Below are 25,101 nucleotides of genomic sequence, written 5' to 3'. Positions count from 1 at the left end.
TAATACTGTTTACATATACAGTATTATTATGAAGGGCGATTTATATGGGCTTCCCATCACCAGCAAATGACTATGTAGAACATACACTTACTGTTAACGATCTCTGCCAAGTTGACGCTAACTGTTTGACAATACAAACATCAACCGGCTACGCCGTTGTAAACCACTCAATCAAACCAAAACAGCAGGATTTGGTACTTATCTCATTCTGCGGTCGCAGCCAGTTTGCGCGCGTAATGGGGAGGGCGTTGATAACAGACGACGGCGAGGCTTTGGAAGGGGATGCACTTGATGATGTAACGGTCGCAGGAGTCGTTACCTTCCTCATTAACAGAGCATCGAGGGCGGCGGTCGATGAGCTGCCCGTCATATAGGATGAATAATGCCAACGAAAATGGAACTCCAGGCCAGATGCGAGCAACTGGAAAAGGACATTGCCGCGCTGCAGCGCCAGCTACTCTGTATGGAACGACAACTAACCGGGAAACTACTTCCGGAAGAACGCCAGCCAGCCGACATGCCAACGAACCTTATGGCGTTGATGAAAAAGCATAGGGTTCCGTGGGAAGTGTTCTGGTGTTACGAGCACGAACGCTGGCTGGATGAGGTGTGCAGTAGCTTCCCACACGATATGTATGGCAGTAGTTGCCCGGAGTGCAGGGGGGAAGATGGCAGTAACTGACGAAAGCATTTACTTCAAAATGCTGAGAGAGCGTAGACTGATGCGCCAGCAGATAGCGAGCCTTGAGCGCCAGCTACGAGAGGCGGAAAGTCGGTTAGAGTGCTACCACACCAACCAGAGCACGATCCCGCCAATTCAGATCAGCGCGCCGGTGCGTGAATGGATGTTTGAGTATGGTCTGCCCTGGGAGGTCTTTTACTGCTACGAACATAAACAGTGGGTGGACGAGCTGGACAACAGCCTCCCGTACTTTTGTGATAACCGATGCCCTGAGTGTCGCCAGGGGAGGGGGCGGTAGCCCCCGTATAGCACTCTTTAATCATCAAGGTATCGCTTGTCACCGTCACAGAACTCACATCCTCTGATATGGCTGAATTCCGGGACTGCATCACTCATATGATCACAGAAGTTACAAATAACCATTTGATTATAAAAGTTCAGACATCGTGTACACAGATAGCCATTACCAAACTTAGCCACCGATTCAGGACTCATACAATTAGTACAACCAGCCGGTAAATATTCATCCTCATCAGTATTTTGAAGTAAATAATCACCGAGCAGTTCGTATCGTTCAAATCTGTCATGGCACGAATCACACTCTACACTCAATTCACCTTCGTCACATGACATGATCTCTCCGCAACTTGGGCAGTGCAGACGAACTTGGCGGTTGATGCTCTCACACACGAGACATCGACCAACTATAAGTTCAGGCATTGACTGATTGCCTGTGTGGATAGGTTCGTTAACAACCGCATTCTGTCCACAATCAGGGCAACACTGAATGTCAGCACCTCCCTTTTCCCGCTTTCTCAGTTCAGGTTCAACCTGTTTTAGCCGTGCTGTGGAGTAAAACTTGCTTCCCTGAAGAAGACGAGTCTCACCGGAAGCGAGAATGTGTTTGTGATTATCACCGAATATATTTTGCCATTCGTCCCGCATCAGACGGTTTAACGCAAACCATGCATCCGCCTGTTCTTTCAAGATTGTATCCAAATCTGCAGAGGAGAATGATGAATGGTAAAAGTGCACGACGCGATTCCGATGTTTTCGGACTTTATTAAAGGCCTCATGTGTCTCTTTACTGATAGGTTTTTCTAACACGTCACGAAACAGATCCCGTGTTTCATCGTAAGTGACAGACTGAAAATCGCCATCAAGATAGTCCTGCTTTTTAGGTTTGTTTTTTTTGCTGCAGACCAGAGTCCAATGCTCGTAAACCAATGGGACTTTCAGCATGATCTCAACCGCTGTCCAGAAATTTACGATTGAGTGTTTATACTGTTTAGCTTCCAGCTCTTTTCGCGCCTTATTGAGGAAATCGAGACCGTTTTCTATCAGTGCCTGGATTTCTCCTTGCAGCGGCGTTCCTTGATCCTTTGTCATTCTTATTACTCACTCGATACGGTTTTGAGAGCACTTCCCTATGCATGCTGGGTTATTTGATGATAGCGGTCAACTTGCATAGTGCTGTCTTTCCAGGCTTTCGAATGATTCCTCAATCTCCCACGGAATGGACTTGAACTGCTCAATCGCCTTAAACACATCATCTACGCTGGCTGTCGGCTCAACCGCACCCTGTAACCACGGCAGCAGGGCATCAATAACACGGTTTTTCATGTGCTCACCGGACGCAAGCAACCGAGTCTGGTACGCGTCGATATCCGCCACCAGCGCCGATTCTGCCATACGCTGGAACGGCTCGCCTTCGCCTGGTTCGTCCAGTTGTTCCAGACGTTCTTTAATGCGCTGCGTATCGCGCTTTACCGCATCAGAAGGGGTGGCGGCTAACCAAAGCTGGCATAGATGATCGGGTATAACGATCGTCGTGCGTGTGCCGGTGCCTTTCCTCACGTAGTTCACTTTCATACTCTCTTCCTGGTTACTTTGGGTAAGGGCATCATATCGTCTTAATGTTCATGAGTAAATATTTACTCTTTTCATTGACTCCCTGCTTCAAATGAGTAAATATTTACTCATTAGGGCGGCAGCATGACGCAGCCGACGATGAAAATTCAGGAAAACATTATGAAACTGACTCGCAACGCCATCACTGAAGCAAACCCTGCTCTGCGTGGTCGTAAACAGCACTTCACCATTGATAACGCACCGGCTGCGACTCTGGAAGCAATGGATGACATGCTAACGGCTGCGGGTTGGGAGAACGACACCTGTCCAATTTATGATGAAGGCGTCAGTTGTGGCTGGTGGATCGACCTGAGCGAAGTTGACGAGTTCAAGGCCGACTACAAACGCCTGAAAGGTGAAGTAGAAAACCACATTCGCAACACAGAGCAATACCGTAAACAATTCGTGGTGAATCTGGTGGAAGCCACTGGCTGTAGCGCAGAAACAGCACTACTGGCTATCCGCAAGGCTGATAACTATTACAACCGAGCTTTGGAGGCCATTCAGACAGAAATGGCGCTTAATGAAGCGGGGAATCAGGAGCGGTTACGCAGTATTGCTCTACCTGGCGGCGCTATTGAGAACCTGCCGGATGGTTTGCTGAAAACTGCAGCACTTAACGCCGCTCACAGCGAAGCGCTGGAAATAAACGAGCTGGTTTCTATTGGGGTCGATGTCCCGCGCTTTATGCTTCACCTGATCATCAAGCGCCGTGATGGTGGATATGCTGTCAGGGTATCTGACATGACCCCGCAAGTGACATATAACCCTTTAGCTGCTTCATTTTGGGAGGTAATGCCAGGTTTTTCAGGTGAACCCACTCACGAGAGGGAGACACAGAGCAAAATGCGTCAATTCATGCGCGAGGGCGACACGATAATCAGCATTGGCAATGCTATTGCAGAAACGATGGTGTTCGCGTTAGGCGCTAACTGGATCGAAATTGTTCGCCGCTGGGAGCTGGAAAAATGAGTAATTCCGCCATCCAGACTGAGCGTAATGTCACTAAACCGGTTCGTATTATTGCTGACTACATCTTACGGTTTTTACGTAATAACAAAGATGTAAAGCTATCTGAAGCCAAAGAACGTATTGAAAAGAAAATATCTTTGTTTGCTGCAGATGGGTTTGATAGACAGGAACTGGAAAAGGCATTTGCACCAGCGTTACGCAGCCGTTCTTGTCTGACCTTCAAAGCGGCATGTAAAGCACAACTCTTTGATGAAGATAAGACCGCAAAGGTATGACAGGCAACAAAGGCCCACATCCGTGGGCCTTGTCTTACGGCTATTGGTTTAGGTAATCAATAATCGCGATAGCAATCTCGACTATTGAAGGTACGATCTTCAACAACAAATTCACCATTTTGAGCCTCCATAGGCTTCAGTGTTAACGGCCTTTAAAAAATCCCAACAAGGTCAAAACAATGACCGTCACTGGGTGCGCGAGCTTCAAAAACAACAGCAGCATCTGCATGTTGGTTCCTTACTTTCTTCGCGCCTGGCTGCAAACACTCTTGGGTTTTCCTTTGCAGTTGTCGTACCTGAGCTGCCAGATACATTCGGCTCGAATTTTGGTTTGAGCAAGGTTCAAGCATCACAAAGAACCCGGAACTAAATTTACTTCTTAATCAGTGGTGAACCCGTCTATCAAACAAAAAAGTTTGAAGGACGTCATTCATGCCGTTAAGATTAACGGAGCTGCCAGATACATTCGGCACGGTTAAAGAGGTGCGAACTCTTAATACCGATTGAAAGGCCCAGTCTCATCAACTGGGCCTTTTCATTTCTGACCCTTCGATGGACTTAACACTATATCTTGCGCCTACCACTGCTATAACTTCCTGTATATGGGGATATTCTAGTAAGGATTCTTTTCAGTACAAGAGTTGATTTTGAGGTTAAATTGAGGTTGCAAAAGGGAAAGAAACGCTAAGTGCGCGTCTTATAAGGCCTGGAGGCTATGTCAATTATTCGCAAAAAAAAATGAAAATTTGATCGAGTGATGATTTCATTGGCGAATGTAGACATTGCGCCGTATGCTGCAGCGCTATTTTTGCAAAAACTCAAAGGTTTCTCGTAGTTTTCTGCAATGCCCACCAGCCTGAGGGACTATCTATGTCCTGGTTCAGAGTTACCTGACTTACCCACTTACCCACTTATCCACCTGATAGATCAATTCTTTTAGTCCAATAGAGATCATTAAAAGATCAATAAAGATCACCGATGCCGTATCCATTTGATATAACTACCGAAAAAGGCAGATCATACGGTCACTTTCATAATGAATACGGTCACTATCATAATAAATACGTTTACTTTCATAATAAATACGGCTACTTTCATAATCCGATTACGGTCACTTTCATAATTTGCTTGTTTTTTAAGCGCCCTATGTGGATAAATAGGAATGTCTTTGAATAACAAAGAGATCGTCAGCCCTTTTGCTGTCACTAAAAAAGATTCAGACACAGTTTATGAACTGACACCTAACAGCAATAAGACGGTTCAGCCGGTCGCTTTGCTGCGTCTTAGCGTATTCACGCCTGTATCGCCACGTGAGCGCGGCAAGCGTGATTTTCTCATAGATGCCTCAGAAGAACTTTCCAGCCTTGAGGTGGCCCGTAGAGAAGGCTATACGGACATTAAAATTCAGGGCGCTAAACTCAACATGTCCACGGATTTTAAAACGTGGGTTGGGATCATCAGCGCGTTCTCCGTTTATGGCTTCACGTCTGAGAAGATAACTCTACCGTTTACCGAGTTTGCGCGGATGTGCGGATTGCGTCCAACGGATATTAATCAGCGAGCACGTAAGCGCTTGTTTGACTCCATGTTTAACCTGTCCAGCGTCACGCTGTCCTTCCGGTCTAAAGACGGTAAGAAGGCAATGGTTACGCACCTTGTGCAAAAGGCCAAGCTCGATACAGAAACTGACCTGGTAGAGATTGTTGGCGATCCTAACCTGTGGGAATTGTACCGCTACGACCATAAGGTGTTGCTGGGCTTGAAGGCGTTGAGTGAATTGTCTCGTAAGGAGGCCGCTCAGTCGCTGTATATCTATTTTGAGTCAATGCCTTCTGGCACGTTGTTTGTGTCGCTGAAGCGCTTACGCGAGCGCCTGGCGATGCAATCCCGCGTGTGTGACCAGAACGTTGTCGTAAGGCGCGCTATGGCTGACCTGGTGTCGATAGGCTATTTGGATTTCTCCGAGGTCAAGAAGGGAAGGGAAGTGCAGTTTATTATTCACTCCCGTTCACCAAAGCTGACGGCTACGGGCTGAGTCAATTACGGTTAGTTTCATAATACGGTTAGTTGCATGTTGGCTCCTGCGAATACGGTTAGTTTACTGGTACGGTTAGTTGCATGTTTTAGCCGGATGCTGGTGGTTGTAAGGCAGGATGACGGGCCGTTATGCCCCGTATTTTATGAAACTAACCGTATTTATTCCCTCCGTTATGAAAGTAACCGTATTTGAATAGCAGATAGAAAAAAAGGCCGCATTCGCAGCCTTTGTCACTCATTGTCATACAGTCACACTGTCATAACTTCATATTGTAATCAGACCGGATAGCATTTCGGGCGTTACATTCTTCAAACACGTCAAACAGTCTCGCTGTATAGGCCGGGTATAGCTCCAGATATTCCGGCGGGGCTTCATCTATTTGGCACGGCAGGTACGCTTTTGCTTCCTGCTTTGGACGCTCCACTGTCTTTGTCACTACCACTGGCTCTGCGGTTGACTTCTTCGGCTCGTTCGCGCTGCATCCGGATAACATCATCAGGGAGACGCAAATCGCGAAAGCCAGACTGCTGAAGTTGCTTAGTGAGGTTCCTAATTGCATCTGATGTTTCCTTCTTATGCTTTTTGAGTTGTTCTTCCAGTTCACGTTCTTTTTGCTCATTGTCGACCTGCTGTAACCTTCGCCTTTCCAGCTCCGCCACCAGCTCGTCGTTTTCCTGCTGTTGCTGATGGATGGCAACGGTCATGCTGCTCACCTGCTCATTCAGATCGTTTTTGTCTTCAGTCAGCGTTTGGTTGTCATTTTCCAGGGTGCTCACATATTCCCAGTGGTCGGAATAGGCGTTATATCCCTTTATCAGTACATAACTGACCAGGGCTAATACGATGGCTATGACCGGCGTTCGCCAGGTGCTTAACATTTTGAATCCTCTTTCAGCGCGCTAATCACGTCTGGTGGCATGATTGCGGCGATGGCTTGTGACATAACCGGATCGGTTGTCAGTCCGACGGTTAGCGTGATGGCGACGGCATCGTTCAGAGACTTTGCTGCTAACGCCGTGGAGGTTTGTACTCGGTCTGTGTAATCGCTGGTTACTTTGCTGGTGGCATCAATCGTCGAAAAATGCGGGGATAGCGTTTCTGTCGCGACTTTCAGTGCCTCAATTTCTTCCGGCGTAAAGCTGGGCGGCGGTGGGGGCGGTGTTGTCGTTCCTTCGTCTCCGGGCGGGACGGCAGCGGCAAGCATAAGCTCGTTAATGGTGGTCATCGCGCCAGCCAGCCCGGTTAAGGTGATCTGCTTCAGCACGTCGGTCAGGCCTTCGCAAACAGCGGTGTCACATAACCCTTCCACCAGCGCAAAAGGCGGTGCCGGATTCAGGCGGTTGCCTTTGGCGTAGCACTCCCAGCCAATTTTCATCTGCATGAGATCAGACGGAGTGGTGTAACCCTGAATGGCTGCGATAAACCTGCTGGCCTCCGCGCTGGATTTTGTCAGGGTGTCGATGTATCCGGGCAGCTTGCCGGTGAACTCTGATATGGAAGGGGGATAGGTGACGTCATCCAGGTAAAGCGCGGTTATATCCCGCTTTAAGCCGTCAGCGAGACTGATAGCCTCGCGGTAACGAATGATGGGCGCCGGTGTTGCAGCTCCCTGAGCGGTGAGTATGCCGAAAGCATCAATTTGTTTGTCGTTATCTAACATCATGCCACCTGAAAAAAATCGTCGCCGGTGGCAACCACTGAACCGCACGACACGGGATCGGATACACACGCGATAGGCTTGCCGTTAATGGTGAACCACGGGCGCGTAGATACCGCTACGCCGCTGTGGGTGGAGTTGCCGTCTGTGTGGTCAGGGAAGAGGTTTCCATCCACCAGCACGGGCTTGCCGTTGATAGTTAAAAATGGCTCTGCTTCTGCTGTTTTCCTTGATGGGAAGCCACCGTGTCCCGAACAAACGGAATCTATCGTTCCTGCTGCGCTCATAGCGCCTCCTGTGTTGGTTACGCAGGGGCAGGATAGGGGGTCTGTGATTTATGCCGTGAAATACGCATGTAGAGGGCAGGTGATGTTTGTTTTTTTTGTTATCGTCACATTATAATAGTGTCATTCAATATGACAGTATGACACGGAGTTACACGATGATTGTATTGCTGGGATCTCAAAAGGGCGGCGTGGGTAAATCTACGCTCGCCGTCTCTATTGCGGCGTACCTGCTGGAGTTGGGGAAAACCGTAATGATTGTCGATGCTGATGATCAGAAGTCTGTCCTTACCTGGTACAACAACCGGGATGAAAACTTGCCGCGCGTACCTGTTGTCTCTGCGACCGGCAACATCAAAAATACCCTGTTGGAAATGGCACAGCATTACGACTATGTGATCGCGGATAGTGCAGGACGAGACAGTAGCGAACTGCGCTCCGGGCTTATGGCTGCAGATGTGTTTATTTCCCCGCTGCGTCCGTCACAGATGGATCTGGATGTTGTTCCTCATACCTGTGACGTGTTTACTAACGCGCAAATTTTTAACGAAAAGGTTCGTGGCTACCTTGTCCTGAACATGACGCCGACAAACCTGTTTGTGAATGAAGGCAATCTGGCGGCGGAAGTGCTGAGGGACTTCCCGGCAATGTCTCAGGCTTCAAACCGAATCTGTGACCGTAAGGTGTTCCGTGATACATGGGCCACCAGCACAACCGTTTTTGAAGCGGATAACGAGAAAGCGAAAGAAGAAATCCGTAAGTTAGTTGATGAGGTGATTTTGTGAGAAACCGCGCTGCAAGCAAACCCGGTGAAGAGGCGTTTATCAGTGGTGGCACTGCTAATGTTGCCACTACTGCTGCAATTGTTGCACCAAAAGGCCGCGCTAAAAGCCGCCCTGTTACGGTGTCACTGACCGACAACTACCTGAACCAGATAACTACTCATTTGCAGCAAGCGGCGGCGGAGGGCGAAGTAAGCCTGACGCGTACCGATGTTGTCAAAGCGGGGCTGCTGGCGCTGGCAGAGTTGCCGCCGGAAAAGGTCATGAAGTTACTGAGACAGACGAAAAAAGACTAAAAATAAAGCCCACTCCGGTGGGCTTTTTGCTATCACAGCAAAGGGTCTAACTGTCGAGTGGACTCATGCCACCCCCAGCGTTGCCACGATATCAATAGCGACTTCTCGCGTATCTCCTTTGCAGGACATAGAGCGGCGCGCAAACAGGTCATTCACCTTGAAACCAGCTTTAGTATAGGCCTCAATCAGTTGTTCGTTGCCTGAGTTCGTGGCGACCACGCGCGCGCCTCGCTGGTGGGCTGCAACCATTTCATTGAGCAATTGCCACTGGTGCTCGTCTTTAAACGGCGTGTCTGTGTACTGCGTGAAACCGTCTTTACCGGGTAATGGCATGTACGGGGGATCGCAAAATACCACATCGTCTTTTCCAGCCAGCCGGATCGTGTCTACGAACGACTGACAATGGAACTCACAAGATGCAGCCATATTCGAGAAGGACTCTATCTCACTCGTTGGGAAGTAAGGGGCTTTGTAGTGACCGTAAGACGTGTTGAACCCTCCCTGCTGGTTGTAGCGCATCAGGCCGTTAAACGCGTGACGATTGAGATACAGAAACGCTGCAGCGCGTTCCAGCGGTGTGTAGTGGAGGCGATTAAACTTCTCTCGCACGTCCTTGTAGCCATCGCTGGTGTTAAGCGTTTCAAACATCGCTTTGGCCTTGTCCACCAGCGCGGTGGGGTTTTGCTGTAGCCCGTGATAAAGGCCAATCAGATCGGCGCTGGTATCCCCTCCGATGTACTGGTCGAAGCCTTGTGCATTGATGAAGATAGAACCGGCACCGACGAACGGCTCAATGAGGCGCTTACCCGTGCCAATCAGCGGCAGAATTTGATTAAGCTGAGTGTATTTCCCTCCGGGCCATTTGAGGAACGGGCGCACAAAAGAGGACGTTTCCACTTTCGCTTTTTTAGTGGATTTGCGTTTTTTCGGTGTCATTGTTTTTCCGGTATCAGGAACAGGGGAAGGGGTGACAGGTGCGGTAGTAACGGGTAATTCCCCAAGAATGCGGGTCATCAGCCAGCGCATGACGGGAACGGCCATAGAGTTACCAATCGCTTTATAACGCGGGCCGTCGGCGGCAAGCCGGTACGCTTGTTCTGCTGTCAGTGCTGGGAAGTGAGAGCGAAGATACGCGTACTCTTCTGTCGTTAACTTCTTAACTTTTTCGGAGGGGATCAGAGTATGTCCATCCGGCATTCCCTGGAGACGTTCACACTCAAGTGGGGTGAGGCGGCGAATTGACTTTTGGGGATCACGATTCGAATAACCTGTTACTGCGACACACGGCGCAGCATCACCTTTCCCCGTCTCACCTGACTGAGCATTCAACGTGTGACAGATATCCCCCATATCACCGCGCCCGTTGCGCGCTATACGCGGCTGGAATCCATAGGCGACGCCATGCCGGTCTGAAACAGTCAGGCATGGAGAAATGTCATTCATTGGTTCGACGGCGTTACCGCCATTTTCCGGGGCCCTGCCAATCCAGTTACCTGGGATTCCGTAAGCAACTGCTGGTGGTGCTCCTGCATTCTGGTTGCTGTTTACGCTTCCACTTGCTCGTAAAGTTGGTGCTATTTCTTCGGCGGCATCCTGCCCATAATCTTTGCTATTGAAAGCAATGGCTGTTGGGTTTCGTGACATAAGTGAAGGCGAAATACCTTCCATAGTTGCGCACTGTGTGCCGCTCATGTACTCAGGGAATGCTAATACAGCTATAGGTGCTTCGTGGTTGCATGTGAGGGTCGGTGCAGAATCGTCGGTTTTTATCTCTGCCCCTCCCTGACCATGCGCCATTAAAATGATACCGCTGCCGCGCTGGGCGAATAATTCTTGGTTGCTCGCACCAATTCCCCCGGTGTTATGGGACTGGTTTAAGGTTGGGTGTGGGTTTGATGGGTTGTCCCAGTGGCTACCGACTTTAGTGCATCCTCCAGTAGCGCTGGCAATTTCCGTCCACGCGCTTCTGCTCGGCGCAATATTCCGGCGCAAGCCGTCGGACTCAAGAAGTATTTTGGAGGGATCAACATCCTTTCGAGCACTTGCGATAACAAACACACGGCGGCGTCGTTGGGCCACTCCGAAGTATTGGGCATCAAGGACTCTCCAGGCCAGTCGGCGCTGTCGTCCAACAACACAACCTGACTTTGACCATTTTGGAATATGCTGACGGGTTGTTTTGCTCCAGCGCCAGAATTTGCTGTTTTTCTTTGGTTCTGGCTTTTCGCCTGGCTCGAATGGCACATTTTCGCCACCCAATCCGGCAAGGTAACAGCCGAATGCGTTGTCGGCGCTACTGAAAATGCCTGGGACGTTTTCCCAGACAATAATGCACGGGTTTTTCCCATGCCGGGTTCTAACATCATCAATGGCATTTGCCAGCTCCACAAAAGCAAGAGTAAGTTGACCGCGCTCATCGTCCATCCCCTGACGCAAGCCAGCGAGACTGAACGCCTGGCATGGCGTACCTCCTACCAGCACATCAGGCGCTTCAATTTCACCGGCGCGGATCTTGTCGGCAATCAGCGTCATGTCGCCCAGGTTAGGGACGTTGGGCCAGTGGTGCGCCAGCACTGCAGACGGGAATTTTTCTATCTCAGCAAACCATACCGGCTTTAGCCCTAATCCTTCCCAGGCAAGGCTAGCGGCTTCCACGCCGCTACAGACTGAGCCATAGGTAAGCTGGTGGTTTGCCGTGAAATTAGCGTTCACACTCACCGCCCAGCGCGGTAGTGAGCGCGCGCAGCATGTCAGTGAACTCAGCTTTAAAGAGAATGAAGTCAGCCACCAGCCGGGAGTGAATGTCTTCGCGCTCGATGTCGTCGTTCTGGTCGCGCAGCTCGTCGGCGAAATGGATCGCTTTAATGGTCATATCGTCATTCAGACGAAACGAAATGCGATCCTGCCAGCGTAATCCGGCGGTTGTTACCAGCTTTCCGGCGTCCAGGTGCGTGGAGATTTCTTCACTCACCAGCTCCTGCTTACTGACGCGTAGCGCGCCACCATCTTCCAGAATGGCTTTGAGCACGGCATCAGTGCCGAAAGTGAACCCCGTCGGTGTCTGGTTCGTTTTGAGCCAGTCGGTCAACGTCAGTTCAATGGGATTTTCCATCATCAAAGGCACGACAGGCAGTGAGCCAAGTGTTTTACGCAGCAGCGCAAGGATGTTTTCGGCGGCTCTGGCGCTCCCGGCTTCAACAATGACGCGCTGGTGGTTAAGGTCAATCCAGACGTAGTTATGCGTGAACTTAGTGAATGCGCGGGGGACAAGTGCTTGCAGCGCCTCATCTTTGAGGCTCAGACGCTCGGCACGGCGTACTTTTCTGCCTTGTGTGGCTTCGACCTTACTCACGCGGTTTGCGACTTCCTCGTTAACCACATGCGCGGGGAGAATCTTGCTTTCGTTGCAGTAGCAAATCAGGAATGAGCCTTCATGCTCGGCAACCATTGTCTCCGGGGTGACGTTCGTCCAGCCCGACGTCGCCATGTCGTGTGCGCCGCAAGCGCTGAAAGCGAAATGAGACAGTTGCTCGTGAAATGCTTCGCGTGACAGTGAGAACTCACGCGAAAGCGTATAGATACAGACGTTTTTTAAAAACGGAGATTTCATCCTGTGATTACCTACCCAAAAAAGACAAGGTATTAAATCACATCACGCCTTAGAATTGATGTTATTTATTTTGAGAAGTCCACCGATGCAGCCTTGCCACTCAGTTTCCCGGTTGCCGTCAGTCCTAAATCCGCCCCGGCTTGCAGCAAAATCTTGCCACCGGCTTTAGCGATGAAGTCTCCACCAGCATCAAAGACCATGTTGCCAGGGCCCAAAATATAGATGTCCCCCGCCTCATTCATTCCCACGCGTGAACCGGAGGCCGTATTTGCTATCTCATACCCGCCACCAGCAGTACGCACTTCAAGAATGTTATTGCGATGTACTACAAAGTCTTCACTCGACGTAAGCTGTGGGCGCGCCGGTGCGCCGTCAACCGCTGGTGGTTCCCATGCTGAGCCTTGCCCGGACGCTTCAGGGGCGACGTTCGGCACACCGCCAGGGGAATCGGAGGCCGCGCCTACTATCAACGGTCGCCGGGTGTCAGGACGTCCTCGCACATCAAGGTACGGAAATTCAACCCATACCAGATCGCCGGTAATGGTTGGTGTAAAGGCGTTGCCAATGGGCATCATGTATTCCGCCCACGGTAGCGCGTCATCTGGTACGCCGTTCCAGTCCGGTAGCACCCTGACTTGTGCGCGCATTAACCCGGCAGGGTGCTTTGTCCCTACAATGACGGCTCTCTTCTTACTCAATGTATGGCACTCCTAACACCATGCGCGTGATATACGACACGCGGTCTTCGTAATGCGCTACGCGCCCGACAATGAAGTTTTTCGGAAGGGACTCATCCACCTGGTTTTGCTGGTCATAGCGATGGATTTGGATACCGATCACCATTCCGGCGGAGATATCGGAGTTACCCGACACTTCCAGATCCAGTTTTGGCACCAGCACCTGTTGCATGTTCTTCAGGGTCGCCATATCAGCATCAGAAACGTAGCGAACGGGCAGGGATTTGTCCCCGGACTCAATATACCCGTCCGTTTCGGAGTACCCGACAAACCGGTACTGGCTCCCCTGTGTGGCGGCAAAGTCCTGATTGATGTTTTCTAAGCGGCTGATCGTGTACTGCGCCGATGGGTTATTGGCCTCATAGACCATTGCGGCTTTTGTCTTAATCAAACGCGCCATTTCTTTGACGCAGAATTTACCGCGCGCCATCCACACCAGCGCGCCGTTATCGGCGGCTATCTGGCTGAGTACCAGCGACGGCTTTTCCCCCATATTCAGATGATAAGTCCCGGCCTTTTTGAACTTGTCAGCCTCGACCGTGAGTTTACCGGCGAAGTCTTTGAGGATGTCCCCTGGTTGCCTGTTTGAGTACAGCCTTGCGCCGCTGGAGGGGGTTTTTATCTGCTTCAATGTGTCATGAACGGCGGTTATCTGGATCACGTCGCCCTGTGCCGGTGCTGATGTGACAAAGAAGGTTTCTTTGATGGTTTTCCGGTCGCCGGTCGGGTCGCCAGTCTCGACCACCAGCGTAGCGCCATATGCCGCTTTATAGTCGTCAACGACAGAACCGGTCGCGTCCCTGACTTCAAGACGCAGTATCGGGCCAGACAGTTCCGTTTTCTCGATGTAGAGAACGGTGTTTATCCATTCCCTGGGGATAACCTCTCCGTTTAGCGTTGCCGACTGCAAAAAGTATTGCTGTAACTGTGCCATCGTTAGCCCTCCACGCCACTGTAGGTGTTAACGCGCATCTGTTTTGCATCAACCTCGAAGGCGGTCATCATGTCAGCCATGACGGTAAGCGTTGCCTGTGCTGCAAAGATACGGTTTTCCATGATAGGTGTTGATAAATCGCTGTACCCGATCCCCTTTGCGTCCTGGAATGAGCAATCAATTTCGACGGGCAGGTGTACCAGCCGGTCAATTGCCGTAAAGCTGGTGGACTCGCGCCAGCGCATTGATGATGCCAGGGTATTGCACATCAGGCTGAGTGTGGATTTCTCGGCGGCGATCAGGGTGACGTTGTAGGTGAGCACTACCTGAGTCGCAGACACCTCTGCGACTGGCGTTATGCCGTCCGACCCATACAGATCAGCCAGGTCGTCACGGTCACGCTGGTTGTCGTTGCTGTCATAGTCAGCATCAAAGGATCGGGAAATGTTGATAAACGGCATAGCATCGCGGTTAATGGATTCACTGGATGGAATACTGCGTCGTCCAGCAGCCGCTCGGCGAACGGCCCCCAAAAACTCAACCACGTTGTCAAAATTGCCCACAAATACGCGGTCCTGCGGTGCGCGCGCCAGGAACGCCGCAAAGCGCTCGCGATCACGGGTAACGTGAGTCACAACGACATTGCTGAAAATGCTGTTAATTTCCCGCGCAACGGCGTCATCAGTGGCGGCAAAACCGGTTATCTCAAATTTCCCGGTACGCGTTTTTTCCCACTGACGGGTTTTAGCCAGTAGCTCCCTGGTCATTTCGCGATCCCTCCTTCTGTTGAATCAATATTTCGCGCCGGAATGCAGTAATACAGTGAGCCGACGTGCTGAGTCCCTAAGCTGAAAATACGGTGTACATACCACCAGCGCTGCGCCAGCTTCCCGGACGCCATTTCTTCATTCCAGGTGAGGATAGAGCCGATAGATACATTCTCTGCGGCGATACGCAGTAGCTGGAGTTCGTCGCCTAACCCGTCCTGCTCGTTGTCCGAATCCACGGCCTGAAATGCGTCCCGTTCATCAGGACAGTCCAGCACTTTGACCAGCACCGGATCGAGATAGCGCAAATCGCGCTGGTTGTTGTTCAGTTCGGTGTAGGAGGGGCTTTCAATCCCGCTTTCCTCATCCACTTCGCCCACGTCCTCGGGATCAGGACGAAACAGCAGGGCGTCAAAGTTGTCCGGGTGCCGGTCAATCAACTTCATCCAGTCTTTGCGCACCATCGTGTTAAGCGGCGAGTGGCCTTTAAAGCGCGGCTTCAGCGACGTGTCCTGATCCCGTGCCGCTAATGCGCCAGGCAGCGCGGCGACAGCCTCAGTTTCCGGCGCGTCAGGTTCATCAAAATAGACTTCCTCCGGCGGGTACGGGGCTGCGGTGTCGCCCTCCACCAGCTGATCCATATCGGTAGCGGCTGGTGGCGTGATTTCGTCATTGTCCTCTGGCTGGACAACCTGATAGTCAACTGGTGCGGCTGGTTCCGGTTGTTCGTCGTCTAACCATTCATCAAAACGGCCCATTCAATGCCTCGCTGATGGGGGTATTCAGTCAGGAGGGCAGTTTAGTCAGATTGTGTTTTGTGGATGGGGACAGAAAAAGCACCGTTCACATATTGTAAACGGTCTGTGGGCTTGCTATAGTGTTCACATAATGTAAACGGATGAACGGAAACGCACGATGCACGTCATATCAAAGGAACCTTTTGAGGTAGCGGCAAGGCGAAATCCCAACGACTCGTTAGCCATATTCGCCCTGTATCGCCTGGTACGTGAAAATGACTTCACATCACCGGCAGAGTTAAGAGCAGCAGTACCAAGCCTTGATAACTTTAAGTACAGAAACAAGTGGTGGGTGTTGGACGTAGGAGGAAATAATTTAAGAGTGATCGCCTACATCAACTTCGTGAATAAGCGCTTTTATGTAAAGCATATCGTCACCCACGCTGAATACGACAAATTGAACCGCTATTACAGGGAGAACAAAGAATGATTGCCGACACTACAAAGGCCATCGAAGCAACAAAACAACTGGTAGCCGCTGTCCCCTTCCTGGGGGGCAGTGCCTCAGAGAAAGATTACCGTGACGCGCTGGCGCTGGTGGATTACCTCATCGAGAACGATGATGAAAACCCGTTGATTGACTTCCTGGCGGCGAAAATTGCCGACTTTGAAGATAGCAGCGAGCAGTTTGCGGAGTTCAATAAAGCGATTGCTGAAATGCCGGTGGGCGTTGCCCTGTTGCGTACTCTGATTGACCAGTACAAGCTGTCATACTCTGACCTGAAGAACGAGATCGGCTCTAAATCACTGGTAAGCCAGATCCTGTCCGGGCAGCGCTCATTAACCATTACCCACATTAAGGCGCTTTCCGCGCGCTTTGGTGTGAAACCCGAGTGGTTTCTCTAAGAACATCCCATGACGGCTACCGTTTTCACCGGTCGCCGTCATTCCCCCCGCTGTAGACCTCAACCGCCGCCTTTCTTCACGTAGTCCAAAAACATTTGTTCTGCTTTCGCTGGTGGCGTACCCGTCATCACCAGCGCATCAATAAACGCCTGTCGTTTGATTTTAAAACTGTCGGTCAGTTGCTGTTGCAGTAGCTTGTTTTTGTCCTGTTCGAGTTTTAGCTTTTTCTGGTTTTCTTCGGCTCTGGCGCGTTGCGCTTTCGACATCTTTCTGGCTTTAAGTAGCTTATCGCTCAGTGAGCGTAACTTCGTGTCGTCCCGCGCGATCTGTTTACCCAGGGCTTTCTGTCGGCGCTGGTATTTATCCCACTCCTGACGCAATGCCGCCTGGTTGGTCTGAGAGCTACGGTTTTTGTTAAACGCCTTTTTATCTTCATCGGTGAAGTGCTTCGTGGTTCGCCGCTTGTCGTCACCGAACCCGACACGTTTTGCGGCCTGAAGCATGGCCTGGCCTATGCGTAGTTGCCAGCTCGCCGACTGGAGACGCGTCATTGAGTGGATCACGTGCTTACAGGCGATCCCTTTGAGATTCGGGTTACGGATTTTGGGATAGGCGTATTCTTTCGGTGGAGCCAGTGCAAAGTTACCGGCGGTCGCGATGTAGCGATACCAGTATTGGTGACGACCACAATCACAGTCGAAGGACACGCGACCGGCGCATAGCTTTTTCGCCACCTTAACGGCGCTTTTCTCGTCCCCCAGCTCGTCAATCAGCGTATCCCATTCCTCAAAGCGCACTTTGACGCGGTGATGCTGGTCTTCGGAACGGTCAGACGCCTCCACGCTGACGGTAACGACGTTATGTTTTATAGATGATGGAACGGCGCGTTTAATCCCTGAACCGTCGTCCACGGCGTTGTTTGCGCGCTTAACGTCGATTGCTTCACTGCCAGCAATAAGCTGGGCGTAGGTTATCCCGGCAACACCCGCATTGAGCGTGGTACGAATATCCTTGCGGCGCCCTTCGAACTCCTTCAGATCGTCAACCGTGAAGAACGTACCGGCCTGTTTCTTTTTCCCCAGGGAGAGAATGTCTTCGACCGTTTTATTCTTCAGTGATGCAGGGGTGAGGGTACGGCGCGCGCCACGGCGTTTACTCCGCTTGTCCTTCTCAATCTGGTTGAAGAGGCGCTCAAACTCCTTCGCACTCAGTCCCTCAGTCTGATAGCGCCCGTTGCTGGCGCGTGGGAAATCAGCCACTGGTTAACTCCACCGATCCCGACGCGTAATCACGCATACGGTCACGTATCCAGGCCACCGGCGGCACGGTGAACGTCGTGCCAACGGACATTGCCTCAGTTTCTGCTTCATGCCCCGCCAGCAGACGGAACACCCAGCGTAGTTCCATATTGCCGTAACAGCGAAACGCCGCCAGATCGGAACGGTAAACCTCATCAACTTTGATGGTGTACGGGATGTTATCGGCGCTGTAGCTGGTGGCCCGAGCAATGACCTCCTGATGGAACAATGCCAGCAAGACAGGATCGTCAATGGTGCGATCATCCAGGCGGTTATAACTCACAGGATGACCTCATTTTCACTGACGCGGTTGCCGGAAAGGGATGCAGGGACGGCGTTTGCACTGGTGACGTCCTGATGCCGGATGAGATTGGCAAAGGTACGAAAAAACGGGTTTGCCTCGCGTTCTTCGCCCCCGCCGGTCATGGCGTTGATGTAATCAGCAGACGTGACCGGATGGTACACCGTGGAGAAACAGCAAAGGATCGTGAGTCGGTGCTCTGGCCTGATATCCTGCCAGTTGATGTGATACACCACGTCACCGGCAGCGTTGTAATCGACATCCACGATGGAAGAGGGGATCTCATACGCGCCGGGGTTTTTCTCAGGGAGCAAAATGGCTTTTTGTAGCCGTAATTCGTTGTAGCGCTCGATACCGACGAGAACGGCAGCACGTCCGTCCGTATGCCGCGTATTGAGGGATACGTGGTGAGCACCACACTCGCTGGCGATTGTCCCGCTGGTTTCCTCCACCAGCACCTTAAAGCCGGAATTTCGCAGCTTTTGAACGGCAGGGATCACCTTTTCGCGCTGTTTTTTTAATGAGTTGGGGAGGGACTTCGGGACGCTCATTATCAGGGTGTTATCGTTATAGATACCGGTGATAAAGAACGGGGTTGTTGTTGAGAGACTAAAGACAGCAATTTTCTGACTCAATTTTCTATCCTCCAGAAAGCAAAAAGGCCGCTATTGCGGCCCCTTACTGGCTATTGATGTTCCCAACCGCGCTAAAGCAGGAAGTTAAATTGTCAAAAGTACCCTCAAGGGAACACAACGGCTGCGAGGATTTTATGCGGTTTGTACTTTGTCATTTCCCGCGTCAATAAATTATTTATCTCTCTCATTATCGGGGTTGGCGGCGGTATGCCAGTCCCGCTGTTTATCAGTATTGAGGCCGCACGGCGGCTCTGTCTTACTCCACTTTCCCGCCCACCAGTATTGCCCGTTCCGGCGTTCACAAGTACCGCAAATCTTGCAGATGTGGTGTCCGGTCAGGCCATCAAGCACATAAACATGCCCGTGTGGGTTTAACATCCGGTCTGTCGCTGTACGGGCCACTAGCGCGCCTCCCTGACAATTCCGGCTTGTTCATAGGCCATGAGTAGCAAATCCTCTTCTGATGCGTTCAGGTGCGCAAATTCAGCCTTGCCGCCGACAATGCCGCTGGCGTGAACTGGCACCAGCCACGGATATTGTTCACGGACGTCTTTTGGTGCCGCGTCCTGGTGATGCCACCGGCACAACGGGATCACGTCCATATGCGCGCCGTCGGCAGTACGCCCATTAACGTGATGCAGACTGATAAGCGGCTGGTGGTGTTTGTGCAGCCAGCAAGCAGTGCAGGGGAGTTTAGCGAGAGCATCCATTACGCGGCGTTCGGCTGCGGTCGGGGTTCGCCCTTTGAGTCCCCGCGTTGATGTTTTGCGGGGTTTAGGTGCTGCGGGTAGTTTGCGTGGTGTCTGCGCCGCCTCCTGGCGCTTAACCCGCTGTTTCTCGCGTTGTTCTGCCTGATACTCCGGCGACCGGATACGGGCTAACCGTTTCTCAGCTGATCGTTGCGCTGCTGCCTGGCGTTTTTCCTGTTGATGTTGCCGATAAGCTGGATCAGCCAGTTTGGTTTTCTGGCGTTCGCGCTGGCGTTGCGCGGCGATGCGCTGTTTTTCGTAGAGTGCATTACGTTCCTCTGTACTGTGCATGATAAGCCTTTAAAAATACCTTAGAATTGATGGTATTTTCTTAGTATAAGTCCTACAGCTATCATTTTTCTATTCGATAAATACAAATTTATTATTTTCTTAGAATTAATGTGATTTATGCTGCGCGCACACGAATGACAGGAGCTTTTTTTGTGACCACTGCGGATATCGTTGTCTTTGACCTGGATGACACGCTGGCTGACTCCAGCCACCGGGGGCATCTCATCCCACACCCCGACCTGATGGGCTACGCGCCGAACTGGGATCGGTTTAGCCTGGCGTGTGACAAAGACACACCCATCACTACGAATATCGCGTTGCTGGTGGCATTGAGCCGTCACTATCGGATTTTTATTCTGACCAGTCGGGGAGACGTGGCCTATGCAGAGACAGCGGCCTGGTTGTCACGATTCCAGATCCCTTATGACCGTCTGATAATGCGTGGAGAGAAGGAGCACCGCCCACCAGCAGACATCAAGCGGGAGTGGATCAGAAACATCGGCCCCGAAAACGTCCTGTGCGCGTTCGACGATAACCCGGAAGTGTGTACTGCCATTCGTTCTATGGGCATCACCTGTCACCAGGTTGCCTGACCTTACAGATGGGGCGCTACACAATTTTCAGACAGGAATAGCTCAATTAATAATCCAGCTTGACGATTTACGCTTAGATATCTATTATAAGTGTAAAGAGAGGGGCTGAATTATGAATACTTTAGATAGAAGCACTCCACACAAAGAGATTCCTAAAGAGCAAAAACTGTTGCTTGAGCGAACTGTTAGCATCGCAAGTACAGCAATTATGCAAATGGCTAAAGACCGAGTGTTATCTCGTGCAAGTAGCATGAACGATACCGAGTTGATGCAGTTTATCTTTGAAAAGATATTGGAGAACAACACGCTGTTGTCTGAGCGTGAACTGCGCCGTATCCACAGATTAAATGAAGGTACCCGAGCATTCACCGAGCAACTTAAAGAGCATGGTGGCACGATTAAGGCTGGGGATGTAGCAAAGCGTCTGAAGACTAGCAGACAGACTGTTAATAATAAGCTGAAGGCGAACAAGCTGCTTGCCGTTCGTCCTGGAAATGATTATTTATTTCCTGACTTTCAGTTTTCTGAATCAAAGGTAGTTGACGGGTTTGAGGAAATTCTTTCCTGTCTTGGTGATGACTTGGGTTCAGTATCAAAAGTCTCGTTCTTTACGAACATGTACTTCTTTGGCGAGGACGGTCCCAACGTCATCACTGCGATGAAGTCAGATAACGTAAAGGATTATTGGGAAGAGATTAAACATCAGGCTTCGATTTTCGGTAGGCACATTTCTTAATATACCCGGCTTAACAGGCCGGGCATTAGATTTACACGTCTTCTTCGTTGTTATTTACTACTGTGAAATCTAACGTTTCTGTCAGAATTTCAAACCCGTCTATATCCGACTCGGGCCAACCTTGCGGGAAGTTTTCCTTGTCGGTATCAACGTATTCGTCCAGTTGTGTCATATCAACATCTTTGAGGGGTAAATCCATCCCCTCGCGCTGCCAGAACGCGGTGCATGTCCCAACCCCAAGTAAATGACGGGACATATAGGTAATGCCGTCATAATGGAGTCCTGGCGTATTAGCCGCCCAGTCCGTCACAGTCCGTGTGATGTCCTGACCATCGCCCATTACTTCGTCTGCTGTGATATGAAGCAAGCCCAGCAGCCTTCCCATGTCGATAGTTGTTGTTTCACGGGTTGTTTCCAACGTACACATTTGAGCCTTCGAAACCTCATCGAAGCCGATACTGAACTTACAGTTTGGTTTTTTGTGATACTCGCGTCCGTACGATTCCGCAATTGCCGTGACAGCGTAGTCTGCGACGTAACAGATTCCAGTTTTCGCTGTTGGGTCATTGTAGCGGCCCATCTGGAGCTTTTCTTGAGGGCATCCGAAATACACACCGGATTCCTGCTTGCTACGTTGCCAGCGTTTGAACTGGATAATGCCGTTAACCTTCACAGGCATACGGCCCGAATTATGAATAGCTGTTAGCTGTTCATATAGTGAAACTCCTGTTTTCTTAGTTTGGTTTGCCATTTGATACCTCTGAGTCGTTTGAACATAGTTCTAACCATAAAGTCACCATTACTGGGTTATGGATGAGTTGAGTGGTCAAAGGGAGTCAGTAAGATTGTGACAGCAGCCGACATGCTTGCCTGTTGGCTCACAGCCCACCTGACTGTATGACCGTGTTTTGCCTGATAATCCAGGCCGGAGCATCATAAAGGGGGGCGCGTCAGGCATCAAGCCACCTAAAATGGAGTCGGCTTGATCTTGCACTTCGGGGGAAGGTGTTTGTTAAGGTTAAATAGGGCTATCACAGCAATGGATGACAGCCAGTCCGGGACCGCCATAACTGGCGGCATTTAATTTATTGCTTCTGTTGCTGTTGTTGCGCTGCTGGTTTGGACCATGAGTCGGCATATTTAATCATGCCCTTAAGAAGTATCCGCCTGGCTGTTAATCGTAAAGGTATTAACGGCATTCGCGCTTAATCAAGATTATTCTCACATTAAGTTCAATAATATATATTATTAGTTTTGTTTGGATATTAATTTAAATTAAATCCTTAGATATTATTGGTTATTTTGGTAATCATGCTACCCCAACCACCTGAGACCCCCCTCAATCCCGCGCCACGGCTGGCGTGGCAGTTGCCGATGGGACAGGGAAGGGGGCAAGAAACATATTAATATGGTGAAAAGTTCGTTACCCTTATATGCCTGATATATCAAAAAGATAAATTCAATACACATTTTGTATGGTAGGGACGCATGAACACTATAAAAGGGCTTTTACTTTCGACGCTGCTAATTTCCGGGGCAGTCGCAGCACAATCCACCAGCCAACGGGCGCTTTATTTTGATTGTGGCGACCGTAAAGTCACTGTTTATCAGGACTCCGGTGTCGTGGCATTAAATGGTAACAAGATGGATGACACGGAATTTAAACGCGGCGTGGATGGCTATGTTATCAATTTTGCAGAGTACGCGGCGGCTGGTGGCTCAAGAACCGCATACAGTCTCTGGTTCAAGACGGATATGAACAAAAAGCAAATGCCCGGATTAATTCATCAGTGGCTGGACGCCGACAGTAACCCTCGCCATAAAGCTGAAATAGACGCCTGTGACACTCCCACTCAGATCGCTGCCGGTGCGCCAAAACCGTCAATGCTAGAACTCTTGGCAGAGGATGCAGAAGGGTAAAAAAATGCCCCTTTCGGGGCTGTTTATGCTGGTGTACGTGCGGCCTTCGTTAGCAGGGCCGTTGTGAGTGCATCTTCCCAAGCGTGAAGAGGCACCCCGACAGCAGCGAACTGGTCTAAGTCAGGCGCACGGATGAAAGTAGGGGTGTTTTCCAGCACTTTCAGATTGCTATCAAGCGGGACCACGTAATGTAACTCTGGTGTTGCCGTGTCATGTTCGCCGGTATAAATCCAGGCTTGTTGGCCTATCCCCTGCGCCTGTAGGAACACCATAGCAATAGCCATTGGTAATACGGTGTGCTGGTAGGAATGGGACTGATGACCGTTTGTCATAATGTCGCCATCACTGGGTGTTGGGTTGCTCTCTACCTGCCAGCCACCGATCAGGCGACCATTCACCTGCACAATTGGATTGATCGCCATTGGCACCAGACGTAACAACCGCTGCGCAAAATCAGCATCGAGGGACGGCACGATCGCTTGTGCGTTCAGTTCCTCAGTGATAGCTGCAATGTCCTCGTCTGGTGCGTCGGACGGCACCCAATAGCGCTCGCGCCCGTTCTCCCAAACAGTGAAGCCTCCCGTGTTAATGGGGGTGAAGCCGGTCAGAATGAACAAGGCCTGATTAATGGAGTTTTGGTCAATCACGCTGCTGTCATCAACGAAAATGCTCATTCCCTTGCCAATGAGATATTGCATATTACTTCTCTGCCTGAGCGGTCACGGTTTTCTTCGCCTTTTCGGTTTTGGCTACCGGCTTTGGAAAGTCAAACTCTTCGACTTCCACCAGCTCCGGAGACACGATTTTCTCCAGCATGGCCCGTGCCACAACCATTCCCGCTCGTGGTTCAAAGGATTTACCGCCATCGTCGATCACCATCCGGAGGATTAGCTCGTTATGGTCGCCAGGTTCCACCAGCGCCACACAATCAGCGAGTCTCGCAAGGTTTTTGTGCGCCAGCTCTTGCACGGGGAATACCTTCAGAACATGGCCTTCTGGTACGTCGAACTGCAAGCCTGTTTTAAGCCAGTACGCTTTTGCTTGCTCGCGTCCGGTGCGGATCGTCGCCTCGTAGCGAATATCAGTCGCCTTGATGGGGAACGTCGCCGCGCCAGCCAGTACCGGGATAACGGCGTTATCATCAATCTTGCGAACCTGTAATTTACTCATGGGAAATCTCCTGTGTTTTAAATCTGTAGAACCGACACGCCGCCGGGAATGGTTTTTCCTGGTAGGACTCAATCAGTCCCTGTTGCTTCAGTCGTGCTGCAGCGCGAAGGAATATCGTGCGTGACACCCCGTTAACCCGCAGCATGTCATTTGCCGTAATGACCCCCTTTGACTGGATGAGCCGCAGGATCTGCAAGTCCACGCGGTACAGCCGGTGGGGTTTCATGTTGATGATTCGGGCGGGAGTAACAGCAAGCCGGTAACGGCATCCACTGCGCGCCAGCACCTTGTTTTCCAGCAAATCACGTACTGTTTTGCGGATGTGGTCGGTACAGACGCCAGGGAGAAGGGCGGTAAAGTCACGGCGCGAGAGCGTCAGGCCGCGCTTTTCCTCGCAGTACAGCGCAATAATGCGGTTAGCGACGTCCGGGTACGGAGAAGAAAAAATCTGTAATTGTGGGAAGGCGTTGTTCAATTTGCTATCCTGTCAGTGGCTTTTTCAAAGGCTAAATCGCAATGAAGAAGGGGGGCTGTCATGGCCCCCTTTTTTCTGTCTACCCTTGCGCCCATCGTTCCCCTGTATCGGCACATACCATGCCGTGACACACTCGCCCCTGGTCCTCCCGATATGCCATACCTCCGTAGCGCTGGCGCTGGTGGAAGAACTTTCTCCCGGCAAGGTAGGCGTAAGGGCTGGTAGAGTCTTCTGCGTCGTCAGGATTGCCTGACTCAGCATCGACAATCCCGCGCTGGAACTCGTCAAGAACGTCACGACGATCGTCAAACCGGATAACCTCGCCGTGCTCCTGGTCGCGACAGA

General features: G+C 50.9%; 33 protein-coding genes. 13 read left to right on the top strand and 20 right to left on the bottom strand.

Translation table 11 applies throughout. From position 1 onward, the window contains the following. Positions 1-44 precede the first annotated feature (44 nt). The 3 genes from CJP72_RS11740 to CJP72_RS11730 are packed head-to-tail and all read left to right on the top strand — an operon-like array spanning position 45 to position 980. Positions 45-374, top strand: a complete 330-nt coding sequence (locus CJP72_RS11740; RefSeq protein WP_162381268.1) for a hypothetical protein — start codon at positions 45-47, stop codon at positions 372-374. An 8-nt stretch (positions 375-382) separates the two neighbouring features. Next, positions 383-682, top strand: a complete 300-nt coding sequence (locus tag CJP72_RS11735; RefSeq protein ID WP_162381266.1) for an antitoxin PHD — start codon at positions 383-385, stop codon at positions 680-682. Further along, positions 669-980, top strand: coding sequence for a hypothetical protein (locus CJP72_RS11730; protein ID WP_162381264.1), 312 nt, complete (start codon positions 669-671; stop codon positions 978-980). Before CJP72_RS11735 ends, CJP72_RS11730 begins: the two co-directional genes overlap by 14 nt. Positions 981-997: 17 nt before the next feature. Here the strand turns inward: CJP72_RS11730 and CJP72_RS11725 are convergent, their stop codons facing one another. Then, positions 998-2,071 carry a hsdR gene (locus tag CJP72_RS11725; RefSeq protein ID WP_162381263.1) on the bottom strand — a complete coding sequence of 358 codons (1,074 nt, stop codon included), beginning with the start codon at positions 2,069-2,071 and terminating at the stop codon, positions 998-1,000. A gap of 69 nt (positions 2,072-2,140) precedes the next feature. Next, the gene (locus CJP72_RS11720; RefSeq protein WP_162381261.1) at positions 2,141-2,554 is read right to left on the bottom strand and encodes a hypothetical protein; all 414 of its coding nucleotides are present in this window, start codon (positions 2,552-2,554) and stop codon (positions 2,141-2,143) included. 159 nt (positions 2,555-2,713) lie between these two features. On the opposite strand from CJP72_RS11720, the gene CJP72_RS11715 reads away from it, so the two are divergent. From CJP72_RS11715 to CJP72_RS11705, 3 genes are all read left to right on the top strand, one after another. Further along, positions 2,714-3,565 (top strand): DUF5417 domain-containing protein, encoded by an 852-nt coding sequence (locus CJP72_RS11715; protein ID WP_162381259.1) that lies wholly within the window; start codon positions 2,714-2,716, stop codon positions 3,563-3,565. Further along, the gene (locus CJP72_RS11710; RefSeq protein ID WP_162381257.1) at positions 3,562-3,840 is read left to right on the top strand and encodes a hypothetical protein; all 279 of its coding nucleotides are present in this window, start codon (positions 3,562-3,564) and stop codon (positions 3,838-3,840) included. The genes CJP72_RS11715 and CJP72_RS11710 overlap by 4 nt, the downstream gene beginning before the upstream one ends. Positions 3,841-5,002: 1,162 nt before the next feature. Continuing rightward, the gene (locus CJP72_RS11705; protein WP_162381255.1) at positions 5,003-5,875 is read left to right on the top strand and encodes a RepB family plasmid replication initiator protein; all 873 of its coding nucleotides are present in this window, start codon (positions 5,003-5,005) and stop codon (positions 5,873-5,875) included. A gap of 374 nt (positions 5,876-6,249) precedes the next feature. On the opposite strand, the gene CJP72_RS11700 is transcribed toward CJP72_RS11705, so the two are convergent. Genes CJP72_RS11700 through CJP72_RS11690 form a run of 3 tightly spaced genes read right to left on the bottom strand, consistent with a single transcriptional unit; the run spans position 6,250 to position 7,822 of the window. Then, on the bottom strand, positions 6,250-6,756 hold the full coding sequence (locus CJP72_RS11700; RefSeq protein WP_162381253.1) for a hypothetical protein: 507 nt from the start codon (positions 6,754-6,756) through the stop codon (positions 6,250-6,252). Further along, complete coding sequence (locus tag CJP72_RS11695; RefSeq protein WP_162381251.1) at positions 6,750-7,541, bottom strand: hypothetical protein; 792 nt, start codon at positions 7,539-7,541, stop codon at positions 6,750-6,752. Before CJP72_RS11695 ends, CJP72_RS11700 begins: the two co-directional genes overlap by 7 nt. Continuing rightward, on the bottom strand, positions 7,538-7,822 hold the full coding sequence (locus CJP72_RS11690; protein WP_162381249.1) for a PAAR domain-containing protein: 285 nt from the start codon (positions 7,820-7,822) through the stop codon (positions 7,538-7,540). Before CJP72_RS11690 ends, CJP72_RS11695 begins: the two co-directional genes overlap by 4 nt. A gap of 155 nt (positions 7,823-7,977) precedes the next feature. Between CJP72_RS11690 and CJP72_RS11685 the strand changes: the two genes are divergently transcribed. Together CJP72_RS11685 and CJP72_RS11680 are read left to right on the top strand one after the other, a co-directional pair. Beyond that, positions 7,978-8,604 carry a division plane positioning ATPase MipZ gene (locus CJP72_RS11685; protein WP_162381247.1) on the top strand — a complete coding sequence of 209 codons (627 nt, stop codon included), beginning with the start codon at positions 7,978-7,980 and terminating at the stop codon, positions 8,602-8,604. Beyond that, a complete protein-coding gene (locus CJP72_RS11680) occupies positions 8,601-8,897 on the top strand; it encodes a hypothetical protein (protein WP_162381245.1) in 297 nt (98 codons plus the stop codon). Before CJP72_RS11685 ends, CJP72_RS11680 begins: the two co-directional genes overlap by 4 nt. Positions 8,898-8,960: 63 nt before the next feature. Here CJP72_RS11680 and CJP72_RS11675 read toward each other — a convergent pair whose 3' ends face one another. The 6 genes from CJP72_RS11675 to CJP72_RS11650 all read right to left on the bottom strand — a co-directional run bounded on the left by CJP72_RS11675 (position 8,961) and on the right by CJP72_RS11650 (position 15,703). After that, complete coding sequence (locus tag CJP72_RS11675; RefSeq protein WP_162381244.1) at positions 8,961-11,609, bottom strand: Dam family site-specific DNA-(adenine-N6)-methyltransferase; 2,649 nt, start codon at positions 11,607-11,609, stop codon at positions 8,961-8,963. Beyond that, positions 11,599-12,507 carry a recombination-associated protein RdgC gene (gene rdgC, locus CJP72_RS11670; RefSeq protein ID WP_162381242.1) on the bottom strand — a complete coding sequence of 303 codons (909 nt, stop codon included), beginning with the start codon at positions 12,505-12,507 and terminating at the stop codon, positions 11,599-11,601. Before rdgC ends, CJP72_RS11675 begins: the two co-directional genes overlap by 11 nt. Before the next feature lie 65 nt (positions 12,508-12,572). Further along, entirely contained in the window at positions 12,573-13,205 is a 633-nt protein-coding gene (locus tag CJP72_RS11665; protein WP_162381240.1) for a baseplate protein, read from the bottom strand. Continuing rightward, the gene (locus tag CJP72_RS11660) at positions 13,198-14,178 is read right to left on the bottom strand and encodes a tail length tape measure protein (RefSeq protein ID WP_162381238.1); all 981 of its coding nucleotides are present in this window, start codon (positions 14,176-14,178) and stop codon (positions 13,198-13,200) included. Before CJP72_RS11660 ends, CJP72_RS11665 begins: the two co-directional genes overlap by 8 nt. A 2-nt stretch (positions 14,179-14,180) precedes the next feature. After that, positions 14,181-14,945 carry a baseplate gene (locus CJP72_RS11655; protein WP_193568694.1) on the bottom strand — a complete coding sequence of 255 codons (765 nt, stop codon included), beginning with the start codon at positions 14,943-14,945 and terminating at the stop codon, positions 14,181-14,183. Further along, entirely contained in the window at positions 14,942-15,703 is a 762-nt protein-coding gene (locus CJP72_RS11650; protein ID WP_162381236.1) for a phage tail protein, read from the bottom strand. Before CJP72_RS11650 ends, CJP72_RS11655 begins: the two co-directional genes overlap by 4 nt. Before the next feature lie 157 nt (positions 15,704-15,860). Between CJP72_RS11650 and CJP72_RS11645 the strand changes: the two genes are divergently transcribed. Continuing rightward, positions 15,861-16,172: a type II toxin-antitoxin system HigB family toxin gene (locus tag CJP72_RS11645; protein WP_162381234.1), complete on the top strand. Its 312-nt coding sequence runs from the start codon at positions 15,861-15,863 to the stop codon at positions 16,170-16,172. Further along, positions 16,169-16,588: a helix-turn-helix domain-containing protein gene (locus CJP72_RS11640; protein ID WP_162381232.1), complete on the top strand. Its 420-nt coding sequence runs from the start codon at positions 16,169-16,171 to the stop codon at positions 16,586-16,588. The genes CJP72_RS11645 and CJP72_RS11640 overlap by 4 nt, the downstream gene beginning before the upstream one ends. Before the next feature lie 59 nt (positions 16,589-16,647). Here CJP72_RS11640 and CJP72_RS11635 read toward each other — a convergent pair whose 3' ends face one another. The 4 genes from CJP72_RS11635 to CJP72_RS11620 all read right to left on the bottom strand — a co-directional run bounded on the left by CJP72_RS11635 (position 16,648) and on the right by CJP72_RS11620 (position 19,862). Next, positions 16,648-17,847 (bottom strand): SNF7 family protein, encoded by a 1,200-nt coding sequence (locus CJP72_RS11635; RefSeq protein ID WP_162381230.1) that lies wholly within the window; start codon positions 17,845-17,847, stop codon positions 16,648-16,650. Then, the gene (locus CJP72_RS11630; protein ID WP_162381228.1) at positions 17,840-18,169 is read right to left on the bottom strand and encodes a baseplate protein; all 330 of its coding nucleotides are present in this window, start codon (positions 18,167-18,169) and stop codon (positions 17,840-17,842) included. Before CJP72_RS11630 ends, CJP72_RS11635 begins: the two co-directional genes overlap by 8 nt. Further along, a complete protein-coding gene (locus tag CJP72_RS11625; RefSeq protein WP_193568693.1) occupies positions 18,166-18,822 on the bottom strand; it encodes a maturation control protein in 657 nt (218 codons plus the stop codon). Before CJP72_RS11625 ends, CJP72_RS11630 begins: the two co-directional genes overlap by 4 nt. A 401-nt stretch (positions 18,823-19,223) precedes the next feature. After that, positions 19,224-19,862 carry a Ref family recombination enhancement nuclease gene (locus CJP72_RS11620; RefSeq protein WP_162381227.1) on the bottom strand — a complete coding sequence of 213 codons (639 nt, stop codon included), beginning with the start codon at positions 19,860-19,862 and terminating at the stop codon, positions 19,224-19,226. A 152-nt stretch (positions 19,863-20,014) separates the two neighbouring features. Here CJP72_RS11620 and CJP72_RS11615 point away from each other — a divergent pair, with 152 nt between their 5' ends. Next, complete coding sequence (locus CJP72_RS11615) at positions 20,015-20,455, top strand: phosphatase domain-containing protein (protein WP_162381226.1); 441 nt, start codon at positions 20,015-20,017, stop codon at positions 20,453-20,455. Positions 20,456-20,567: 112 nt separating this feature from the next. After that, positions 20,568-21,191: a helix-turn-helix domain-containing protein gene (locus tag CJP72_RS11610; RefSeq protein ID WP_162381225.1), complete on the top strand. Its 624-nt coding sequence runs from the start codon at positions 20,568-20,570 to the stop codon at positions 21,189-21,191. Between the two features lie 31 nt (positions 21,192-21,222). On the opposite strand, the gene CJP72_RS11605 is transcribed toward CJP72_RS11610, so the two are convergent. Beyond that, complete coding sequence (locus CJP72_RS11605) at positions 21,223-21,942, bottom strand: RES domain-containing protein (protein WP_162381224.1); 720 nt, start codon at positions 21,940-21,942, stop codon at positions 21,223-21,225. Positions 21,943-22,679: 737 nt separating this feature from the next. Between CJP72_RS11605 and CJP72_RS11600 the strand changes: the two genes are divergently transcribed. After that, positions 22,680-23,111 carry a hypothetical protein gene (locus CJP72_RS11600; protein WP_162381223.1) on the top strand — a complete coding sequence of 144 codons (432 nt, stop codon included), beginning with the start codon at positions 22,680-22,682 and terminating at the stop codon, positions 23,109-23,111. Positions 23,112-23,134: 23 nt separating this feature from the next. Here CJP72_RS11600 and CJP72_RS11595 read toward each other — a convergent pair whose 3' ends face one another. The 4 genes from CJP72_RS11595 to CJP72_RS11580 all read right to left on the bottom strand — a co-directional run. Beyond that, positions 23,135-23,809, bottom strand: a complete 675-nt coding sequence (locus CJP72_RS11595) for a hypothetical protein (RefSeq protein ID WP_162381222.1) — start codon at positions 23,807-23,809, stop codon at positions 23,135-23,137. A gap of 1 nt (position 23,810) precedes the next feature. Then, positions 23,811-24,281, bottom strand: coding sequence for a hypothetical protein (locus CJP72_RS11590; RefSeq protein WP_162381221.1), 471 nt, complete (start codon positions 24,279-24,281; stop codon positions 23,811-23,813). Beyond that, positions 24,274-24,756, bottom strand: a complete 483-nt coding sequence (locus CJP72_RS11585; protein ID WP_162381220.1) for a MarR family transcriptional regulator — start codon at positions 24,754-24,756, stop codon at positions 24,274-24,276. Before CJP72_RS11585 ends, CJP72_RS11590 begins: the two co-directional genes overlap by 8 nt. 79 nt (positions 24,757-24,835) lie before the next feature. Beyond that, on the bottom strand, positions 24,836-25,101 hold a 266-nt coding region (locus CJP72_RS11580), incomplete at its 5' end, for a hypothetical protein (protein ID WP_162381219.1).

It is taken from the genome of Citrobacter sp. NCU1 (assembly GCF_010231475.1).
Classification (GTDB): Bacteria; Pseudomonadota; Gammaproteobacteria; order Enterobacterales; family Enterobacteriaceae; genus Citrobacter_D.
The sequence above is the reverse complement of the archived record's forward strand: the minus strand, read 5'-3'. Positions and strand labels throughout refer to the sequence as shown.

Bases quoted from the DNA above. Each gene is read 5' to 3' on its own strand.
- CJP72_RS11600 (WP_162381223.1), top strand. From the start codon at position 22,680: ATGAACACTATAAAAGGGCTTTTACTTTCGACGCTGCTAATTTCCGGG.
- CJP72_RS11590 (WP_162381221.1), bottom strand. From the start codon at position 24,281: ATGAGTAAATTACAGGTTCGCAAGATTGATGATAACGCCGTTATCCCG.
- CJP72_RS11685 (WP_162381247.1), top strand. From the start codon at position 7,978: ATGATTGTATTGCTGGGATCTCAAAAGGGCGGCGTGGGTAAATCTACG.
- CJP72_RS11730 (WP_162381264.1), top strand. From the start codon at position 669: ATGGCAGTAACTGACGAAAGCATTTACTTCAAAATGCTGAGAGAGCGT.
- CJP72_RS11725 (WP_162381263.1), bottom strand. From the start codon at position 2,071: ATGACAAAGGATCAAGGAACGCCGCTGCAAGGAGAAATCCAGGCACTG.
- CJP72_RS11655 (WP_193568694.1), bottom strand. From the start codon at position 14,945: ATGACCAGGGAGCTACTGGCTAAAACCCGTCAGTGGGAAAAAACGCGT.
- CJP72_RS11710 (WP_162381257.1), top strand. From the start codon at position 3,562: ATGAGTAATTCCGCCATCCAGACTGAGCGTAATGTCACTAAACCGGTT.
- rdgC (WP_162381242.1), bottom strand. From the start codon at position 12,507: ATGAAATCTCCGTTTTTAAAAAACGTCTGTATCTATACGCTTTCGCGT.
- CJP72_RS11605 (WP_162381224.1), bottom strand. From the start codon at position 21,942: ATGGCAAACCAAACTAAGAAAACAGGAGTTTCACTATATGAACAGCTA.
- CJP72_RS11620 (WP_162381227.1), bottom strand. From the start codon at position 19,862: ATGCACAGTACAGAGGAACGTAATGCACTCTACGAAAAACAGCGCATC.
- CJP72_RS11595 (WP_162381222.1), bottom strand. From the start codon at position 23,809: ATGCAATATCTCATTGGCAAGGGAATGAGCATTTTCGTTGATGACAGC.
- CJP72_RS11650 (WP_162381236.1), bottom strand. From the start codon at position 15,703: ATGGGCCGTTTTGATGAATGGTTAGACGACGAACAACCGGAACCAGCC.
- CJP72_RS11700 (WP_162381253.1), bottom strand. From the start codon at position 6,756: ATGTTAAGCACCTGGCGAACGCCGGTCATAGCCATCGTATTAGCCCTG.
- CJP72_RS11690 (WP_162381249.1), bottom strand. From the start codon at position 7,822: ATGAGCGCAGCAGGAACGATAGATTCCGTTTGTTCGGGACACGGTGGC.
- CJP72_RS11660 (WP_162381238.1), bottom strand. From the start codon at position 14,178: ATGGCACAGTTACAGCAATACTTTTTGCAGTCGGCAACGCTAAACGGA.
- CJP72_RS11640 (WP_162381232.1), top strand. From the start codon at position 16,169: ATGATTGCCGACACTACAAAGGCCATCGAAGCAACAAAACAACTGGTA.
- CJP72_RS11695 (WP_162381251.1), bottom strand. From the start codon at position 7,541: ATGATGTTAGATAACGACAAACAAATTGATGCTTTCGGCATACTCACC.
- CJP72_RS11740 (WP_162381268.1), top strand. From the start codon at position 45: ATGGGCTTCCCATCACCAGCAAATGACTATGTAGAACATACACTTACT.
- CJP72_RS11705 (WP_162381255.1), top strand. From the start codon at position 5,003: ATGTCTTTGAATAACAAAGAGATCGTCAGCCCTTTTGCTGTCACTAAA.
- CJP72_RS11735 (WP_162381266.1), top strand. From the start codon at position 383: ATGCCAACGAAAATGGAACTCCAGGCCAGATGCGAGCAACTGGAAAAG.
- CJP72_RS11645 (WP_162381234.1), top strand. From the start codon at position 15,861: ATGCACGTCATATCAAAGGAACCTTTTGAGGTAGCGGCAAGGCGAAAT.
- CJP72_RS11720 (WP_162381261.1), bottom strand. From the start codon at position 2,554: ATGAAAGTGAACTACGTGAGGAAAGGCACCGGCACACGCACGACGATC.
- CJP72_RS11715 (WP_162381259.1), top strand. From the start codon at position 2,714: ATGAAACTGACTCGCAACGCCATCACTGAAGCAAACCCTGCTCTGCGT.
- CJP72_RS11610 (WP_162381225.1), top strand. From the start codon at position 20,568: ATGAATACTTTAGATAGAAGCACTCCACACAAAGAGATTCCTAAAGAG.